This window comes from Pseudomonas sp. 9AZ (genome assembly GCF_902506525.1).
Lineage (GTDB): Bacteria > Pseudomonadota > Gammaproteobacteria > Pseudomonadales > Pseudomonadaceae > Aquipseudomonas > Aquipseudomonas peli.
Map to the genome: position 1 here is coordinate 2,884,250 of NZ_LR733840.1, position 18,313 is coordinate 2,902,562.

The window sequence follows — 18,313 nt, forward strand, 5'->3', positions numbered from 1 at the left end:
CGTTATGTTTTGTTAAACCCGCCCGTCTACCATGCCCTGTTCGACTGATAAATAGCAAAAGGCCGCTACAACAGTAGCGGCCTTTTGCTCAACCGACACGCGTATTAACGCGTACCGCGACGACGCAGTGCAGCAGGCTTAAAGTAGCCGTCATCCGGCACAGCCTGGCTGAAGTCGATGGTGCTTGGCTCTTCGTTATCCAGGTTCTGCACGTGGTAACGACGGGCTTGCAGATCGTGGAAAGAATCCAGCGCAGACCAGGTGGTTGGCAGGTCGTAGTAGTTTTTCAGATAGGCAATCGAAACGCGCCACAGCTCGCCACGACCGTCGTACTGATCAACCACTGCTGCTTGCCAGCTGTCCTCGTCGAGGAACAGGGTGCGCTTGGAGTAGATGTGACGCGAACCCGACTTCAGCGTGCCCTCAACTACCCACACACGGTGCAGTTCGTTGCGTGTAAACGCTGGGTTCAAGTGACCAACTTGCAGCAGGTCCTTGTACTTCACGTCCGGGCTGGTGACTTTGTAGCTGTTGTAGGGAATGTAGATCTCTTTCTTGCCAACCAGCTTCCAGTCATAGCGATCTGGCGAACCGTTGATCATGTCGGTGTCGTCTGCTGTGCGCAGGCCGTCAGCGGCAGCGATCGGGGTGTCATAAGCCAGGTTCGGCGCGCGACGTACGCGGCGCTGACCGGCGTTGTAGCCCCAAGCCTGACGCGGCTCTTTTACCTGATCCAGGGTTTCGTGCACCAGTACCGCACCACCGGCCAGACGCGCCGGGCTCTTGGTGAAGGACAGGTAGTAGAACATGATGTTGTTCAGGTCGGCTGCAGTCCCTTTCGGGTTGTAGAACTTGAACATGGCTTCCTGCTGCGAGGTCACCAGCGAGTAGCTGCCGTTACGCTGCACAGCCACTTCCGAAGCGCGACGCACAATGTAGGTACCACGGTAGCGTGCGATGTGGTTCCACAACGCTTCTACGCCATTTTGCGGGATCGGGAACGGGATGCCGCCGTAGGCATCGGAGAAGCCGTTGCCGCCATCCAGCAACTTGGCAGTGGTAGCGTTCTTGATGGTGTTGTCATACACCCACTGCGGCGCAGAACCGGAGCGACGGGTCTGATAGACCGGCATCTGGTAGCTGTTCGGGTAGGTATTGAACATCGCAATCTGACCTGGGGTCAGGTTGTCTTTGTACTGATCCAGGTTGGCTTTGGTGATGGTGAACAGCGGCTTGTCATCAGCAAACGGATCGACGTGGTGCTGGCCTGGCGTGGTGTAACCCGCCGGAGCCTTGGTGATACCACCGGTCCACTCAGGAATAGTGCCCGCCGCGTTGCCGGCTTTCTCGGCACCGAACGGGGTGAGGTTTGTGCCCAATTTGGCTGCTTCTGCAGGCGAAACCGCAGCGAACGCGCTGCCAGCGGACAGTGCCAGCGCAATCGCGGCCCCCATCAACGTGTGCTTTTTCAGCATCTTGATTCTCCGTGAAATAAGTCAGCAACCGAGTGCCCGCAGGCACTCGATATTTTCTAGTTATGTTTAGAAGGAATACTTGACGTTCAAGCCGACGTTGTCGCGGTCGCGACCCGAGTTGCTCTGACCGGCGCCCATAAACTCAGTGTATTGAATTTCAGCTTCCAGGCTGTTCAGGTAACTGGCACGCAGACCCACGGTGTAAGCCTTGCGATCTTCAATAAAGTTACCGGTTTGGTGCGAGTTACCCTGGAAGTCATGTTTTAATACAGTGAACGGAGACAGGTTTACGCCAGCATAAACGTCGTTCCAAGTACCAGAGAGCACCAAGGTGTAGCCGTATGAGTCGCTAGTAGCACAATCCTGCTTGGCCATGGCGGCATCTGTTGCGTAGGAAGTATTAGCGCGACCAGCAATGCAACGCTCACCATTAACAGAATTATATTTCAGGCTATCACCGCGAAGGTGCTCAGAAGCAAGCTCAGCAACACCAAACAACGAATCAAAGCTCAATGCATTGCCAAAATTATGTATAGCTCCAATAGAGGCATTAAAAGCTTCGACACGACGAGAGTTACTTACTGAACCACTACGAACGATTTGCTTGCCAGAAATAAGAGCCGTACCTGCCCCAGGAATAGCACCTGATGTATCTGCCAACTTCGCACCCTGAAGAACCAAATCACCTAACAGATCATTGGTTGCTGCGATGCCTACTGGGAGATTTGGACGATAAGCCAACTCACCAAAAACAGAAGTTTCATTCAAAGTAGTATTAAAACTGAAACCATACATACGAATATCTTCAGCATACTCGCGCTTAGCTTGAGTAGAACCTAGCAGATCTACCGTAGCAAGACCGCCAGCCAATGTTGCGCAAGACGGCACACCAGGAATACCTGAGTTACAGCCCTGAACACCACCAACTTGTGGAACTAGATCGACGCCAGTTAAAGCAGGACTGGTTGCTAGTTGACCGACATTAACACCTTGATAACCATTCAAATCAGCATAAATAGTAGGCTCTTTAGCATGATAGTTAACTAAATAAGCACCAAACTCAGTTGAATTCAACTCCTCAAAAATATACTTAAACGACAAACCATACTGCCCATCGTTCTTCGCATTAATATCTTCGGTAACATCAGCAACCTTAAGAATATTACCAAAAGAAGTATTAGCGCCATCTTGAAACAGACCAGTAGCACGAAGTAGTGGCAATCCCGGATTAAGCGGATTAGCCACACCGTTATATACTGGAATAACACCAGCAAGCGCCGTACCAGCAAAGTTGTTATAGGCTGTATTACCGCCCTCACCAAACAAGTCCGTTTCAGAGAAATAGGTGCCAACCGGATCAATTGCCGACTCTTTCCAGTTGAACTGGTAGAAAGCGTCCATGGACAGATTATCAGTCAGGCCAACGCTAAAGCTGAGCGCTTCAACTGGAACCAGCACTTCTTTCACTTCAGCACCTGGCAGACGGAACTTGCCGGCATCTACTGGATTGGTGGTGTTTACCCCACCGCGGTAGAACAAACCTTCACCCCAGTTGAATACCTGCTTACCGAAGCGCACGCCAACCGGCATGTCGGCGACATCCCAATTGCCGTAAACATAGGCATCGAGAATTTCTGCGTTACGGCCGGCCGAGTGACGGGTGCCGCGGGTAAAGCTGTCGTCTTTCGGCACATTCTGGCTTGGCTGATACGCCAGACTGGAGTCGTAGTAGTCGTTACGCTTGTCCATGATTTGGGTGTCATAGAACGCCGTGCCGCGCACAAAGGCACCGTAATTCTGGTAGGTCACTTCCATATCGGAAGTGACCTTGAAGACCTCAGAAACCAAACCAGTACCGAAGTTACGGTTACCGTCGTTGGTATTGATATCGTTGTTGGTCTTGTCCTGACCCTGTACGCGCCAGAGCTGACCGTAGGACACGGTGGTATCGATGGAGCCGCTGATTTCATTGTCTGCGAAGCTGAATTCCACAGCTTGGGCATGGGCCGCCACCAGGAGTGGAAGAATGCCGACAAAAGCAAAACCTGCTTTAGCAGGTGCGAAACGCAATACGGGCTTACGGGACTTAATTTCCATCGAAACATTACTCCGTGGACAGATCATCTTTTTTGTACCCCAACCGCTGAGGCACGTTATGGCCATACTGATGACGGCCTTAAATGTTGATTGGAAGGCAAGCCCCCAACGCGCTTACACGCACCTCACTGTTTGGCGTGCACCATGACGAGGTCAAATCAATTTAGTTCCTTGCAACCATGGTGCCAATTCAAACGACCGTATAAAAAAATCAGCAACGCACAACTCAAACCATAAAACCATTTTATGACTGATCATTCAGCAACCAATCAACTGTATGCGGTGATGGATTTTTCCTATTTTGTCCTACCATCTGGCGTGATCAGTCACCCCACCCGGGATTAAGCATTCAGATGCTTCAAACAAATCGGCCAAGGTCAAGCCAAGCAGGCCAATTCAGATTGTGCAAACTTTGCTTACATTTAATCGGGTAACACAAAAAGTGTTACCCGATCTAATCGGGTAACACTTTTATGCGACTCGGAAGGACTTCATGAAGAGCATCTAACCCCATGCATTGCACACAGGCCTGTTTGATCGGTCTTTAGTATTAACGAATTGATCATAAAACGATCAGACACATACAGATTTGAGTAGGGGCAACATGACCGCCCCTACTTTGTTACCGCTGATCAATTAACCAGCCAGACTCTTGCTGACCACTTCATACACGTCGCTAGACAGCTCACCCGCAGCCAGAATGCGTTGCAGCTGCTCCTTCATTTGAGCCTGACGTGCGCTGCCATATTTGGCCCAACGAGTCAGCGGCGCCAGCAAACGCGAGGCGATCTGCGGGTTAAGGGCATTCAGAGTAATAACCTGGTCGGCCAGGAAACGGTAGCCGCTGCCATCAGCTTGATGGAAACCCAGCAGGTTCTGCCCAGCAAAAGCACCGATCACGGAACGAACCTTATTCGGGTTCTTCAGGGTAAACACCGGATGCTGCATCAGTTGCTCAACACGCTGTAGCGCACCCGGCAAGGCGCAAGCTGCCTGCACGCTGAACCACTGATCCATAACCAGCGGGTTATCCTTGAAGAAATCGGCGAAGCTGGCCAGGGCAGTTGCCTTTTCGGCTTCGAACGGCGAATTGACCAGCACCGCCAACGCAGTCAAACGCTCGGTCATATTGTCAGCGTTCTCGAACTGCTCCAAACACGCTGCCAACACCTCAGCCTTGCAACTGAGCATCAGGTAAGACAACGCGATGTTCTGCAGGCTGCGCCGGGCGAAGTGCTCGGCCTCTGCCACATAAGTGCTGGTACGGGACACCTCGCGGTTACGCTGGTAGCGCGCCCACAGCAGCTCGAACAACGCATCCGACAGTTGCTTGCGAGCAAATTCACGGGCGGTATGGATGGCTTCGACATCGGCCACCGCGCTGATTTCTGTCAGGTAGGCTTCACCTGGCAGCGAGAGCATTTCGGCGACCATCGCTTGATCCAGCGACTCATCAGACAGCAGCGTGCGGCACGCCTCGACCAGGCGCTGATCAAGCACCAGCGGCTCACCACGTTGATGCTGACCAATCAGCTCCTGCAGCACTTGCACGGACAGTTGCTGCCCCGCTTCCCAGCGGTTGAAGCCGTCACTGTCGTGCTGCATCAAGAACATCAGTTGATCACGACTGTAAGGGAAGCTCAGCTTGATCGGTGCCGAGAAACTGCGCAGTAAGGACGGCAGCGGTTTTTCCGCCAAATTGACAAAGGTGAACGCCTGTTCGGCTTCAGTTATTTGCAGCACGCGGGAAGTGCCCAAGGCGACGCTTTCACTGACCAGTTGCAGCGGCAGCTCACGCCCTTGGACATCCAGCAGAGCTAGCTCCACAGGGATGACAAAGGGTTGCTTCTCGGCCTGCCCTGGCGTGGCAGGGCAGCTCTGACGGAATTGCAGGCGATAGCTGTTAGCGGCAGCATCGTAGCTTTCGCTGACTTCCAGGCGCGGCGTGCCGGCCTGGCTGTACCAGCGCTTGAACTGGGTCAGGTCGATGCCATTGGCCTCTTCCATCGCGCGGATAAAATCGTCGCATGTCACAGCCTGACCGTCGTGGCGCGCGAAGTACAAATCGCTGCCTTTGCGGAAGCCCTCAGCACCAACCAGGGTGCGGATCATGCGCACCACTTCCGAACCTTTCTCGTACACCGTCAGGGTGTAAAAGTTGGAAATCTCCATAAAGGCATCGGGGCGCACCGGATGGGCCATGGGGCCGGCGTCTTCAGCAAACTGGTGAGTACGCAGATAAGCCACGTCTTCAATGCGTTTAACCGTACGCGAGTGCATGTCAGCACTGAACTCAGCATCGCGGAATACGGTAAAGCCTTCTTTGAGCGACAACTGGAACCAGTCGCGACAGGTCACGCGATTGCCCGACCAGTTGTGGAAATACTCGTGAGCCACCACCGCTTCAACGCGCTGGTGCGCGGCATCAGTGGCGGTTTCAGCCTTGGCCAGCACACAGCTGGAGTTGAAGATATTCAGGCCCTTGTTTTCCATGGCGCCCATGTTGAAGTCGTTGACCGCGACAATCATAAAGATGTCGAGGTCGTATTCACGGCCGTAGACCTCTTCATCCCACTTCATCGACTTTTTCAGACTGTCCATGGCGTGCTGGCACTTGTCGATGTTTTCCGGCTCGACATAAATGCGCAGCGCCACGTCACGGTTGCTCATGGTGGTAAAGCTGTCTTCCACACACCAGAGATCACCGGCGACCAGGGCGAACAGGTAAGCCGGCTTCATGAACGGATCTTCCCAAGTCGCCCAGTGCCGGCCGCCCTCTTCATTGCCGCTGGCAATTGGATTGCCATTGGACAGCAGCACCGGGTAGTCATGCTGCGCAGCGCTCAGGGTAGTGGTGAACTTGCTCATCACGTCCGGGCGGTCGAGGTAGTAGGTGATCTTGCGGAAACCCTCGGCCTCGCACTGGGTGCAAAACATGCCGCTGGACTTGTATAGCCCTTCCAGCGCGGTGTTGCTCTCCGGATGGATGCGCACGCTGCTGTCGATCACGAAGCTGGCGTTAGTGGGCTGCAAGGTCAGATGACTGTCGCTCAACTGGTAATCGCCGGCACTCAGCTCGCGGTCGTCGAGCGCCACACTGAGCAGCTCAAGCTGCTGACCGTCCAGCACCAGGGGCGGCAAACCAGTGCCCGCCGCCGGGTTACGGCGCATGACCAGTTGCGCATGCACCAGGGTATGGTCCTCGAACAACTCGAAGGTCAGGTGCGTTTCATCAATCAAATAATCCGGGGCCTGGTAGTCCTTGAGGTAGATCATCTTCGGCTGTTCGGTGCGCATGGCTTGTGGCCCTTTGTCTGCGGCGCGCGGGCGCCGGGTTCGCGAATAAGTAACTCAGGCGGCCAGTTCGTGGACGGCCAGCTGGTAAGCGGTGTATTTGCGGATGTTGATCACGCCGGTATCGAACATCAGGTACTGGCCCTTGATGCCCAGCAAGGTGCCTTCGGCCAGCGGATTCTTGTCCAGATTGAAGCTGGTGATCTTGGCTGGATAGGCGTCAATCGGATAGCTGATCTGCACCACCGGCTGATCACTGAGCGGCTGAATGGCCTGGATGCCAAAGCGCTGCTGCAACTCGGTCAGCCCACTGCTGCACGTGGCAAACAGCTGCTCGCGCACCGCAAGCAGATCCACCGGCGCGGCATCGCCCTTGAGCAAAGCGCGCCAATTGGTTTTATCCGCCACCTGGCTACGCAATAGGTCTTCGACAAAGCCGGACTGCTGACGGGTGGCGACCCGCAGAATCGGCAGCGCTTGCGTCGCGCCCTGGTCGATCCAACGCGTAGGGATCTGCGTGGCCCGGGTAATGCCGACTTTAATGCCGCTGGAGTTAGCCAGATAGACCACATGATCAGTCATGCAGAACTGCTCGCCCCAGCTCGGCTCGCGGCAGGTGCCTGCGTCATAGTGGCAGCGCTCCGGGCTCATGATGCAGATATCGCACTGCGCCAGCTTCTGCATGCAGGGGTAGCAATAACCCTGGCTGTAGCTGCTCTTGGTTTTACGCCCACAGTGGGTGCAGTGGATCGCGCCTAAAAACTCCAGACGCAGGGTCTTACCGATCAACGGATTAACCGGCAGCAGCTCATCGCCTAAGCGAAAGCTGTATTGCACCGGCGCATCCAGCTGCGCCGCCATTTTGCTCAGGGCACCACGGGCCAACTCACTCATCAGTGCAGAGTATCCGAGGACTTGAACAACAGATTGGGGATAGGCGCGGATTTGCTGCTGCATTCCTGCGGGCCCATATAACCGATGCGCTCTTCTTCCGGCAGGTTGTGCGTTTCCCAGGCGATCAGCGCCTGCAGGGTCAGCTCTTTCTGCTCCTGAGTCAGCTTGCGGCCATCCGGCCATTTGCCAATTTCCACAGCCAATTTCAGGCTCTGGTAGATCTCAGGGGTGATGTTTTCAATCGCTTCAAGAAAGGACGACATACGCGCCTCCAAATGCAAAGTGGCAGTTTACCAGCCTGTAGAAGAACTAACTGTGTCGCCGACGCGCCAGCGCGCCACCGACCAGCCCGGTCAAACAACCGGCGAGCAGGCCGCCGACATGCGCCGCGTTGGCGATAGCGCCGAATTGCAGCAGCTCGAAAATGCCGGTCATACAAATCAGCAGCCAGGCCAGCATCATCACCAAGACCCCTGACGGCAGGCGATAGGCGGGGGTCGGCGCCAGCCGCTGGAAGATCCAGCAATGCCCGAGCAAGCCGTACAGCACACCGGACAGGCCACCAAACAGCGAGGGGCCAGCATGCAGGTACTGGGCGAAATTGGCTGCGAGGCTAAACAGCAGGGACAGCCCCAAGAGCATCACGGCACCCTGACGCGCCTCGATCCGCCGACCCAGCTCCCAGTACCAGAGGCTGTTCATCGCCAGATGGAGGATGCCAAAGTGGATCAGCATCGGCGTCAGCAGCCGCCACCACTGACCATTGGCCAGCGTGTCGTTGAGGTAGGTGAAGTAGATGTAATCGCCTTGCACCCGATAGTCGACAAAGCTCAGCCAACTGACCGTCTCTAGGTTATCGCCGAGCAAGGTGATAGCAGCTGCGATAAAGGTCACCAACAGAACAACAGCTGTCATGCGACTGGCTTTCAGCTGTTGAGCAAAACTCGGAGCAGCATCCGCAGAGCCCTGCGACGGTTCAAGCAGCACCTCAGTATCACCCTGCGGATAGCGCCCATAAAGCTCGCGCACCTGCTCGGCCAACGCCTCACCGGACACCCAGAGCACCTGCTCGCCCGCCTCTTCCGCGACCCTATGCGGCACCTGCAAGCGCTGCAGCAAGGTAATAAAACCACTCAGATCGACATGCTCAGGCAAACGCATTGCCGCGACTGCGCTCATGGCCGCGCCTCCGGACTGTCGACATCGACCCACACAAACTTACTGGCCTCCAGACGCGTCTCTTGATCCAACCGATAGGCCACCAGTTTGCCGTTCAAAACGGCGCTGTAATCCAGACAGGCCAGGTTGCTGCGAATTGGCGCTGGTTTGCCGCTGCGCCAGTAGTGGCCAACAAATAGCAGCGGCTGATCAGCACCGTATTTAAGCAGTTCGGTTTTCTGCATCTCGCTGAGCGGCATCTGCGCTGCCAGTTCCGGCAGAGCATCAGGCTGGAAGACGATATCGCCGTAGGTTTGTGGGTCTTCTTCCCAGAATTTGGTGCGAAAGTGCGCGCGGGTAAAGCCGTCATCGCTGGTCAGGGTCATGCCGTGCGGCAAACGCATATCAGTGCCGCGCAGCAGTCGATCCAGCGCGGTATTGGCAAAACTGCCATGCACGGCAGCGGCTTGGAGAAAATGCTCATCGATGCAGCCATCGGCAAACTGCGCACGCAGCGGCTCAATCAGGCTGTCATCCCAACAGGCGTGGACCACACGGAAATGCCCGGCATCGATAAACAGCGGTAACTCGTAGAACCAGTCGAGAAAACCCTGCCACTCCGCCGGGTAAGCGTCGAACTGCTCCAGGGTTTCCTTGATCAGCCGCGCATGCCGTGGCGTGTGCTCTCGGACAAACTGCCGACCGCTGCCAGGCGCGGCCGGCGTACTCCAGGCCAAGGCATTGAACTCATGGTTACCCATGATGCACAGCGCCTGTCCGGCCGTGACCATATCGCGCACCAGATGCAACGCTTCACGGATGCGCGGGCCGCGGTCGACCAGATCACCCAGAAAGATCGCCATACGCTTAGGGTGCTGCCACACCCCCGCCTGCTGGCGGTAGCCCAGGGTGCTGAGCAGGCGTTCCAAGGTTTTTGCGCAGCCATGGATATCGCCGATCAGGTCGTAACTGCGAGCGGGATCGAGGTGCATCAAGCCCCCCCGCCAAGCCGGCTACCCCAGCCCAACTTGTTCCGACAGACTTCGTAATAGTTGTGATCCAGCGGATGAATCAGGCGCAGCTTCTGCGGCCGTTTGGCCACGGTGACCGTGTCACCGGGGGCGCAGGTGAAGTGATTCTGTCCATCACAGGAGACCTGCGGATACAGCTGCAGATCCTTGGACACGACGATTTTCAGCTCGCTGTTGCCATCCACCACAATCGGTCGACTGGACAGCGTGTGCGGGTACATCGGCACGATCACGATGGCATCCAGCTTGGGGTGCATGATCGGTCCGCCGGCGGACAGCGCATAGGCCGTGGAGCCGGTCGGTGTGGCGACAATTAAACCGTCGGCCTTCTGACTGCAAACAAACTGGCCGTCGATAAACAGCTCGAACTCGATCATTCGCGTGGACTTACCCGGGTGCAGCACCACATCGTTGAGTGCATCGCCCTGGCCGATGGCCTCGCCATTACGGCGCACCTCGGCCTCTAGCAGAAAGCGGTTTTCAGTCAGGTAATGCCCTTCAAGCACCTGGGCCACTTTGACTTCCAGTTCATCGGGGCGAATATCGGTGAGAAAGCCCAGGCTGCCACGGTTGACGCCCAGCACCGGCACCTTGTGCCGCGCCAGAGCGCGGGCGGCGCCGAGCATGCTGCCATCGCCGCCGACCACGATCACCAGATCACATACCTCGCCGAGAATCTTGCGTGACGAGGTCTGCAAGCCATGGCCCGGCAGTACTTCGGCGATGGTGTCTTCGAGGATCACATGCAGGTGGCGGGCGAGCAGAAATTTCTTCAGCCGGCGAATGGTGTCGAGAACCTGGGTGCTGCCCAGCCGACCGATGATGCCGATATTACGAAACTGCTCCATGGTGCTCCCGCCAGGCTCTGGATCTAATGGGTCGGATTATGGGCGAAAGCCCATGGCAGCGGCAAACCGCTGACTGTCTATGGCATCGATTAACAACCCGTTGAGAACGCGTGAATGGTTTTTAAACCCGCCGCACCGATGCGCAGTCGACGCCACTTAGCCTTGAAGCGCTATGCTCGCAACATGACGCCCTTTCCTCTGCTCACCGACCTGCCTTCGCAGCTGCGCCAGCCTGCTGTACGCGACCTGGCCTGGGCGCTGCTTTCACCACCGCTGCTGGCGCAAACACCCTGGCCACAGCGTCACCCGCTCAAGGCCAGCCGCTGGAGCCAGCAACCCGACGCTTTGGCGGACTGGCTGCTGAGCCTGGATGCCGACAGCCATGATTTGCAGCAGTGGCTAAGCCAACGATCAATACGCCGCCTGGGGCTGTATTACGAACGGCTCTGGCAGTTTGCCCTGCATGCCGCGCCGGGTGTCGTGGTACTGGCCGCCAACCTGCCAATCCGCCAACAGGGTCATACCCTAGGTGAGCTGGACATACTGCTGCGCGACGAGGAAGGCGTGCATCACCTGGAGTTGGCCATCAAGCTGTATCTGGGTCAGCCGTCGTGCAATGGCACGGATCTGGCGCACTGGCTGGGCCCCGGCAGCCACGACCGCCTGGATCTCAAGCTGACGCATCTAGGCCAGCACCAGTTGCCGTTGTCGACCCGCGCCGAAGCCCAACAGCGCTTAACCGAGCTGGATATTCATCGGCCACAGGCGGCGCTGTGGCTGGGCGGTTATCTGTTTTATCCCTGGCAGCAGCTTTCCTATGCCGCGCCAGCAGAGGGCAACCCTGAACACCTGCGTGGGCGTTGGCTGCATCGTGCTGACTGGAGCGATTTTGCCATGCACACCCCCGGTCAATGGCAGCCATTGGACCGTCACGCCTGGCTAGCACCTGCGTGTATTGAAGAAGCGTATTTATGGTCGCGGGAGCATTTCAATCAATGGCTTGCGGCACTACCGAGCGATGCTAACGCACAGCTGCTCGTACGCCTGATTGAAGGCCCACAGAATGATTGGCTGGAAGCCGAGCGAGTATTTTTGGTCAATGACCACTGGCCCGCGCAACCGGGCGACTAGCTCAGAGGCTGCGCTCGGTTCGACCGCCCGAGCGCGCGAGATAGCCCGAACCACTCTCACAGAGCAGCGCATCACGCTGGACCGCCGGCAAGGCATCCACCCCATCACGCAGTGCATAGGCGCGATAGCCAAGCTGCGAAAGTAGAAATACTGCACTGCTGCTGCGCTTGCCGCTGTCGCAGTAACACAGATAAGTACGCGTCTTATCCAGTAAGCGCGCTTTCAGACGCAGCAATTGCAACGGCATATTCAGCGACTGCAGCGCATGGGCACGCTCGTATTCTTCCTGCAGACGCACATCCAACCACTGCGCACCCGCCGCCAGCAAACGTGATGCTTCGCCGAGCGACACCTCATCGACCACCGGAGCCTTCAGCAACGCAAAGAAATCCTGACGATCCAGACGCAGTACCACACCATCTTCCAGCATGGTTACCGTGGCATTGCGCGGGCTGTCGGCCAGCAAGGCCTCCTCACCAAAGCAGGCGCCGATCTCCAGCTCGGCCAACACCTGCTGAGCGCTGCCCGCACCGCGGATCACCTCAGCCCGACCATTTTTCAGGAAATAGCAGCTGTCACCGACATCACCCTCCTGCAGTACGGTACTGCCCGCGGCCAGCTCGACACGCTGCAGGCGTGCCAACATAGCGCGCACGTTAGACGGCGGCACCTTGGCAAACAGTGGGTTCTCCAGCAGGCGTTCCAACCATTCGACTTCGGCATGATCCTGCCCCAGTTCGAGTAGCAAGTCCTGATAAGCCAGGCGCCAGGTCAGCAGCCGATTGAGGGTCGCGGTGTCCAACGCCAGCACACTGGCATCAGTCAGTGCCCGCGCTTCGTGCAAGCGCGGCAGGCTCGGCGACAACGGGTGACAACTGGCCTCACTGCCAGCCTGCAAGCGCTGTTCCTGGCCATCGACCGATTGCAGCAATAGCTCACCCGCCAACAGGTAATAGGTCAGGCGCGCCTGATCCCCCGGGCGAAACAACAACTGACCCGCCAACAACGGTTGCGGCACCAACTGCGCACGCAATTCGCGCCATTGCTGTTCAGACAGCACATTGAGTGGCGTCAGGCTGCGCAGCTGTTCGGGGTTAAGAGGTTCGCTCATGGAGTATCCAGGCTCCGCTGGTGAAATTCAGTGTAGCCGGGTTAATCGGCCGATCATGCTTTCGCCGTCTGCTGCAAGGCCGCGGCACGGCCCTGCAAGCCGCCCGTGTGAACAAACACCAAACGACTGCCACGAGCAAAGTAACCGGCCTCGACCTGCTGGCGCAACGCCATTAATGCCTTGGCGGTATACAGCGGCTCCAGCGGTACACCACTTTGCGTTTCTGCCGCCTGCATAAAATGGAGCAATTCAGCATCCACCTTGGCAAATCCACCACGGCTGGCCTCATGCAGCTGATAAGACCCCACCGGCATACCGGCCGCCTGAATAATCGTTTGCACCTGCTGCTCGACGCCATGATCCGCCGGTACAGCGAGCGCCGCATGCACCTGATGCGCAGCCGCTTCACCGAGCAGCAAACCGGCCAGCGTGGTGCCCGTCCCTGCTGCCAACCACCAGGCATCGTAATCAGCCCACCCCAGAGCTGGAAGCTGCTGGCGAACGTGCTGCACCAAGCCCATACACCCCAGCGCACCCGGCAGACCACCACCGCCCTCTGGCACTGGATAGAAGCCCGGATAAAGCGCTTGCCATGGCAACCAGAAATCAGCCGCATGCCGAGCGCGATAACCCGCATAGCCCAGCCAATGCAGCTGCATGCCAAAGGCCTGCAGATCGTTCACTGTTGGCGTTTGCTGCGGGTGGCCGCGTAAAAGCCCGACCGTTTGAAAGTTGAAACGCTGACCGGCGGCAGCAAGTGCATGCAGATGATTGGAGTGCGCGCCGCCCAGGCTGATCACGCCCGAGGCGCCAGCGACCTCTGCAGCGCGCAGATGATGGGTGAGCTTGAACCATTTATTACCGCTGATCAGTGGGTCGAGCAGGTCAAGGCGCAGCACCGCCAGCTCAACTCCAGCAGCCACCGACCAATCCAACGGAAAGTGCCGCAACGGGGCATGGGGCGCCCACTCAGGCAGGACAACAGACAAGGTTAACTGACAGTGCGCAAACGGCTACTGGCTTTGTGCCGCGCACAGCAATTGGATTCACCCAAAACAAAACGGCTCGGCGTATCGATACGGTCGATGGGGATGGCGCAACGCTCGCCACTGGGCAAAGAAGCCTCACAACTCGGTTTCTGATAATGCGCCAACCAGTGACGGTATTGCTCTTCGCTGACAAAACACTTGGCAGCGGCATAAGCCAGCGGGTTGTCCTGGTAGGCAGCGATGTCCTGCAGCGGGATGGTCAGGTGACCCGCGCCTGGGTGATAGACCACAAAGACCACACCGAGCTTGGCCAGGCGCTCGAGAATCTGATCACCGCCCTGACTGGCCAGATCGGCGTATGCGCGTTTGAGGCGATTGATCTCCTGCAACGCTTGCGTGTCCTGCTCGCCGCGATAAGCCAGCTCAACATCGCGAATGGCAATCTGCTCTTTGTATTCAGCCACTGCAGAAGCAATCTTGGCCTGCATCTCGCCTTCGAACTGCGCGCGCAAGCTGTCGCTCTCACTGCGACCATCACGCTCCAGCGCCCGCAGTTGCTCGGTCATCTCCTCACGTGAGGTCTGGAAACTGGCCGCCTGGGCAGCCAGCTGCGCCTTCAACGCAGCATTGTGCTCTTCTTGCTGACGCAAGGCCTGGTGCAGACCGTGGATTTGCGCCTGCAAGTTCTTGCTCTGCTCGTCGCTGGCCAACTTGAACTTGGCCAGCTCTTCCTCATGCTGCTGGGTCAGGCTGCTGATACGCAGACGTTGCTGCTTGATCAGTTGTGCAGCTTTCAGACGTTGTTCCTGATCAAGCTTCTCGGTGGCCTTGGCAGCTTCTTCCTGAACGGGATCAGGTGCGTACCACTTATCCTCCGAAGCCATTTGCAAGCGCTCAGGAGCCACCGCCTGAGTGCTTTCATCTTCGGCGAGAAGCCCCAAGCTGTTGCGTTTGACCACATCGCGCAGCAGTGCCAGGTCGTTATTGCCTGGGGTCAGGCTGGGGTCCCACAGGTGCATCTGGTGCCAGGACACAGGACACTGGCTGCGGCACGCCAGGCGAATCGGTCCCGCGCCCAGATCAGGGCCGCGCCCTGCCCGCTCGGCCAAAGCCTGCAAGGGGATATTCCAACCGGAATCCGGCGCACCCTTTTCGTCGAAATCGAGGTAGAAAAACACCAGCGCCTTGATCAGCAAGCGCGGGTTGATCAGCACATAGGCCACCCGCATCTGCTCGTCGGCGAACTCCGGCATATTCACTACGCCATCGAGCAACGCTTCGAATTCGGGGAAAAACATTTGCTTGCAGATGCCACCGCGCTCACTGAAGAACAGTACGGCCTCAACCATCTGTGGCTTGTTCTGCATGCTCATCGCTTTTCCTCTAGGCCGAAACGGGGCTCCGCTCAGCGGTGACTCATCTTGATCACGCTGCGCAAAAAATGGCGCACATGACAAGACTGCCAACAATCTGACGGGCTAAGCAATACCTATGTTGCAGGCGCTATACCCTTGTTCAAGCAAGTCTAGGGGAAAAACCAAGCCCAGCAATGTGACTGGGTTGGCAGTCACCCTGCCAGCAGACCGCTAAAAACAGGCCGACAGGGCGAAACTGTGATGGGTTTGGTGCAACGTCTCATGCTTTTGCCATGGCCAAAAAAGGGGCCAGCCGCCGGCCCATTTCTTCACCCAGGGCCTGCAGACCGCTCATAGGGCGCACCATCACTTCAAATTCGACAATTTTGCCGGCCTCATCGAAGCGAATCATGTCGATACCCTTCAGCTCACGCTCACCCACTTTGGCACTGAATTCCAGCACCACATTGAGACCATCAGCGCTGGCCAGTTCGCGGTGGTAGGCAAAGTCGACAAACACCTTGCTCACCGTATTGAGGATGAGGGACACCATGGGCGCACCGGCATAGGGTTTGTAGGCCATGGGCGATCGGAACACCGCCTGCGGATGCAGCAATTCCGGCAGGCTGCGCAGGTCGTTGTTCTGCATCAATGCGTGCCATTGCGCGAGCGTAGCGGCGGCGGCCGCTTGTAGTTGAGAATTTTCGGACATAGGCTTCTCCTTATTGTTGTAAGCCGTATGCAAAACGCCCCGCACTAGGCGGGGCGTCGGCTGCATTAGAGTTCGGCGGCGAGGCGCGAGCCCTGGTTGATTGCACGCTTGGCGTCCAGTTCACTGGCGACATCGGCACCACCGATCAGGTGCACGCTCTGCCCGGCGTTTTCCAGGCCTTCCTGCAGTTCACGCAACGGGTCCTGGCCAGCGCAAACAATCACCGTATCCACCGGCAACACCTGCGGCTCACCACCGGCGATGCTGATATGCAGGCCGGCGTCGTCGACCTTGAGGTACTCGACCGAGTTAAGCATCTGCACGTTCTTGTTCTTCAGACCGGTGCGGTGGATCCAACCCGTGGTCTTACCCAAGCCGTCGCCAACCTTAGATTTTTTGCGCTGCAGCAGGAACACTTCACGCGCCGCCGGGTGAGGATGGGCCTGCACGCCCGCCACGCCGCCGCGAGCTTCCAGCGCGGTGTCGATGCCCCACTCCTTCCAGAACTCATCGCGGTTGAGGCTGGTGGCCTCGCCCTGATGGGTAATGAACTCGGACACGTCGAAGCCGATGCCACCCGCGCCAATCACCGCAACCTTCTGGCCGACCGGCTTGCGCTGCAGAATGGCGTCCAGGTAGCTGATTACTTTGGCGTGTTCGATACCTGGAATAGCCGGGGTGCGTGGCGCAATACCGGTGGCCAGGATGATCTCGTCGTAGCCACCCTTAGCCAGGTCATCAGCCGATACGCGGGTGTTCAAGCGCAGATCAACGCCGGTGGTTTCCAGCTTGCGCTTGAAGTAGCGCAGGGTTTCAAAGAACTCTTCCTTGCCCGGTACACGCTTGGCCACGTTGAATTGGCCGCCGATTTCGCTGGCCGAATCGAACAGGGTCACGCTGTGGCCACGCTCAGCGGCCACAGTGGCCGCTGACAGGCCAGCAGGACCAGCACCGACCACGGCAACCTTCTTCACCGTGGTGGTCGGAATGTAGTTCAGCTCGGTTTCGTGGCAAGCACGCGGGTTGACCAGGCAGCTGGTCAGCTTGCCACCAAAGGTGTGGTCCAGGCAGGCCTGGTTACAACCGATGCAGGTGTTGATCTCATCGCTTCGGCCCTCGGCCGCTTTGTTGACGAAGTCTGGGTCGGCGAGAAATGGACGCGCCATGGAGACCATGTCAGCGTCACCTTCAGCCAGGACCTGTTCGGCCACTTCCGGGGTGTTGATACGGTTGGTGGTGATCAGCGGAATACTGACCTCGCCGCGCAGCTTGGCGGTGACCTTGGTGAACGCGGCGCGCGGCACCTTGGTGGCGATGGTCGGAATACGTGCTTCGTGCCAGCCGATGCCGGTATTGATCAGGGTCGCGCCGGCTTTTTCGATGGCTTTGGCCAGCAGGACGATCTCGTCCCAGGTGCTGCCGCCTTCAACCAGATCCAGCATCGACAGGCGATAGATGATGATGAAGTTCGGGCCGACGGCCTCGCGCACGCGACGGACGATCTCCACCGGCAAACGCATGCGGTTCTCGTAGCTACCGCCCCAACGGTCGGTACGGTGGTTGGTGTGCGCGGCGAGGAACTGGTTAATGAAATAACCTTCCGACCCCATGATCTCCACACCGTCGTACTCGGCCTGCTGGGCCAGCACGGAGCAGGTGATGAAATCCTGGATCTGCTTCTCGATGCCTTCCTCGTCCAGCTCTTTCGGCTTGAACGGGTTGATCGGCGCCTGAATGGCGCTCGGCGCTACCGATTTAGGGCTGTAGGCGTAGCGACCAGCGTGGAGAATCTGCATGCAGATCTTGCCGTCCGCAGCGTGCACGGCGCGGGTCACGATCTTGTGCTTTTCGGCTTCTTCCGGGGTGGTCAGCTTGGCTGCGCCGGAATACACACCGCCCTCATCGTTCGGGCCGATACCACCGGTGACCATTAAGCCAACGCCACCACGGGCACGCTCGGCGAAATACGCCGCCATGCGCTCAAAACCATTAGGCTTTTCTTCCAACCCGGTGTGCATCGAGCCCATCAGGGTGCGGTTCTTCAGCGTGGTGAAGCCCAGATCAAGCGGGGCCAGCAGATTGGGGTACAGAGCAGTCATGGATATCTCCACATCGGGTGTTGGCTTTCACGGATGCCGAAACCTCTTAGCGGGTCGCGGTCGAATATGGTCTAGACGATAATCAGCCGCGCCGAACAGCTCAATGACTAAAAGTAACA

At 57.6% G+C, this 18,313-nt stretch carries 14 protein-coding genes; 1 reads left to right on the forward strand and 13 read right to left on the reverse strand.

The features are described 5' to 3' along the window. Positions 1-104: 104 nt before the first annotated feature. The 8 genes from ALTER154_RS13480 to ALTER154_RS13515 all read right to left on the reverse strand — a co-directional run bounded on the left by ALTER154_RS13480 (position 105) and on the right by ALTER154_RS13515 (position 10,797). Entirely contained in the window at positions 105-1,475 is a 1,371-nt protein-coding gene (locus ALTER154_RS13480) for a DUF1329 domain-containing protein (protein WP_160087815.1), read from the reverse strand. 66 nt (positions 1,476-1,541) lie between these two features. Next, positions 1,542-3,572, reverse strand: coding sequence for a DUF1302 domain-containing protein (locus tag ALTER154_RS13485; RefSeq protein ID WP_160087817.1), 2,031 nt, complete (start codon positions 3,570-3,572; stop codon positions 1,542-1,544). Between the two features lie 636 nt (positions 3,573-4,208). Next, on the reverse strand, positions 4,209-6,869 hold the full coding sequence (gene pepN, locus ALTER154_RS13490) for an aminopeptidase N (protein ID WP_160087819.1): 2,661 nt from the start codon (positions 6,867-6,869) through the stop codon (positions 4,209-4,211). Between the two features lie 54 nt (positions 6,870-6,923). Then, positions 6,924-7,760, reverse strand: coding sequence for a DUF2797 domain-containing protein (locus ALTER154_RS13495; protein ID WP_090252321.1), 837 nt, complete (start codon positions 7,758-7,760; stop codon positions 6,924-6,926). Beyond that, on the reverse strand, positions 7,760-8,023 hold the full coding sequence (locus ALTER154_RS13500) for a YeaC family protein (protein WP_090252318.1): 264 nt from the start codon (positions 8,021-8,023) through the stop codon (positions 7,760-7,762). The genes ALTER154_RS13495 and ALTER154_RS13500 overlap by 1 nt, the downstream gene beginning before the upstream one ends. Positions 8,024-8,069: 46 nt before the next feature. Next, entirely contained in the window at positions 8,070-8,939 is an 870-nt protein-coding gene (locus tag ALTER154_RS13505; RefSeq protein WP_160087821.1) for a rhomboid family intramembrane serine protease, read from the reverse strand. Then, complete coding sequence (locus ALTER154_RS13510; protein WP_160087823.1) at positions 8,936-9,910, reverse strand: metallophosphoesterase; 975 nt, start codon at positions 9,908-9,910, stop codon at positions 8,936-8,938. Before ALTER154_RS13510 ends, ALTER154_RS13505 begins: the two co-directional genes overlap by 4 nt. Beyond that, entirely contained in the window at positions 9,910-10,797 is an 888-nt protein-coding gene (locus tag ALTER154_RS13515; RefSeq protein ID WP_090252309.1) for an NAD(+) kinase, read from the reverse strand. The genes ALTER154_RS13510 and ALTER154_RS13515 overlap by 1 nt, the downstream gene beginning before the upstream one ends. 183 nt (positions 10,798-10,980) lie before the next feature. Here ALTER154_RS13515 and ALTER154_RS13520 point away from each other — a divergent pair, with 183 nt between their 5' ends. After that, positions 10,981-11,928 carry a DUF1853 family protein gene (locus ALTER154_RS13520; protein WP_160087825.1) on the forward strand — a complete coding sequence of 316 codons (948 nt, stop codon included), beginning with the start codon at positions 10,981-10,983 and terminating at the stop codon, positions 11,926-11,928. 1 nt (position 11,929) lies between these two features. Here ALTER154_RS13520 and ALTER154_RS13525 read toward each other — a convergent pair whose 3' ends face one another. The 5 genes from ALTER154_RS13525 to ALTER154_RS13545 form a co-directional block, all read right to left on the reverse strand. Next, complete coding sequence (locus ALTER154_RS13525) at positions 11,930-13,039, reverse strand: cyclic nucleotide-binding domain-containing protein (protein WP_160087827.1); 1,110 nt, start codon at positions 13,037-13,039, stop codon at positions 11,930-11,932. Positions 13,040-13,092: 53 nt separating this feature from the next. Then, a complete protein-coding gene (locus ALTER154_RS13530; RefSeq protein WP_160087829.1) occupies positions 13,093-14,028 on the reverse strand; it encodes a 1-aminocyclopropane-1-carboxylate deaminase/D-cysteine desulfhydrase in 936 nt (311 codons plus the stop codon). 2 nt (positions 14,029-14,030) lie between these two features. Then, a complete protein-coding gene (locus ALTER154_RS13535) occupies positions 14,031-15,401 on the reverse strand; it encodes a chromosome partitioning protein ParA (protein ID WP_160087831.1) in 1,371 nt (456 codons plus the stop codon). A gap of 262 nt (positions 15,402-15,663) precedes the next feature. After that, complete coding sequence (locus tag ALTER154_RS13540) at positions 15,664-16,095, reverse strand: nuclear transport factor 2 family protein (RefSeq protein ID WP_160087833.1); 432 nt, start codon at positions 16,093-16,095, stop codon at positions 15,664-15,666. 65 nt (positions 16,096-16,160) lie between these two features. After that, positions 16,161-18,194 carry an NADPH-dependent 2,4-dienoyl-CoA reductase gene (locus tag ALTER154_RS13545; RefSeq protein WP_160087835.1) on the reverse strand — a complete coding sequence of 678 codons (2,034 nt, stop codon included), beginning with the start codon at positions 18,192-18,194 and terminating at the stop codon, positions 16,161-16,163. Positions 18,195-18,313: the final 119 nt, after the last annotated feature.

Coding starts and splice junctions, on each gene's coding strand:
- ALTER154_RS13485 (WP_160087817.1), bottom strand. CDS start 3,572: ATGGAAATTAAGTCCCGTAAGCCCGTATTGCGTTTCGCACCTGCTAAA.
- ALTER154_RS13515 (WP_090252309.1), bottom strand. CDS start 10,797: ATGGAGCAGTTTCGTAATATCGGCATCATCGGTCGGCTGGGCAGCACC.
- pepN (WP_160087819.1), bottom strand. CDS start 6,869: ATGCGCACCGAACAGCCGAAGATGATCTACCTCAAGGACTACCAGGCC.
- ALTER154_RS13510 (WP_160087823.1), bottom strand. CDS start 9,910: ATGCACCTCGATCCCGCTCGCAGTTACGACCTGATCGGCGATATCCAT.
- ALTER154_RS13480 (WP_160087815.1), bottom strand. CDS start 1,475: ATGCTGAAAAAGCACACGTTGATGGGGGCCGCGATTGCGCTGGCACTG.
- ALTER154_RS13520 (WP_160087825.1), top strand. CDS start 10,981: ATGACGCCCTTTCCTCTGCTCACCGACCTGCCTTCGCAGCTGCGCCAG.
- ALTER154_RS13495 (WP_090252321.1), bottom strand. CDS start 7,760: ATGAGTGAGTTGGCCCGTGGTGCCCTGAGCAAAATGGCGGCGCAGCTG.
- ALTER154_RS13505 (WP_160087821.1), bottom strand. CDS start 8,939: ATGAGCGCAGTCGCGGCAATGCGTTTGCCTGAGCATGTCGATCTGAGT.
- ALTER154_RS13540 (WP_160087833.1), bottom strand. CDS start 16,095: ATGTCCGAAAATTCTCAACTACAAGCGGCCGCCGCCGCTACGCTCGCG.
- ALTER154_RS13535 (WP_160087831.1), bottom strand. CDS start 15,401: ATGAGCATGCAGAACAAGCCACAGATGGTTGAGGCCGTACTGTTCTTC.
- ALTER154_RS13500 (WP_090252318.1), bottom strand. CDS start 8,023: ATGTCGTCCTTTCTTGAAGCGATTGAAAACATCACCCCTGAGATCTAC.
- ALTER154_RS13545 (WP_160087835.1), bottom strand. CDS start 18,194: ATGACTGCTCTGTACCCCAATCTGCTGGCCCCGCTTGATCTGGGCTTC.
- ALTER154_RS13525 (WP_160087827.1), bottom strand. CDS start 13,039: ATGAGCGAACCTCTTAACCCCGAACAGCTGCGCAGCCTGACGCCACTC.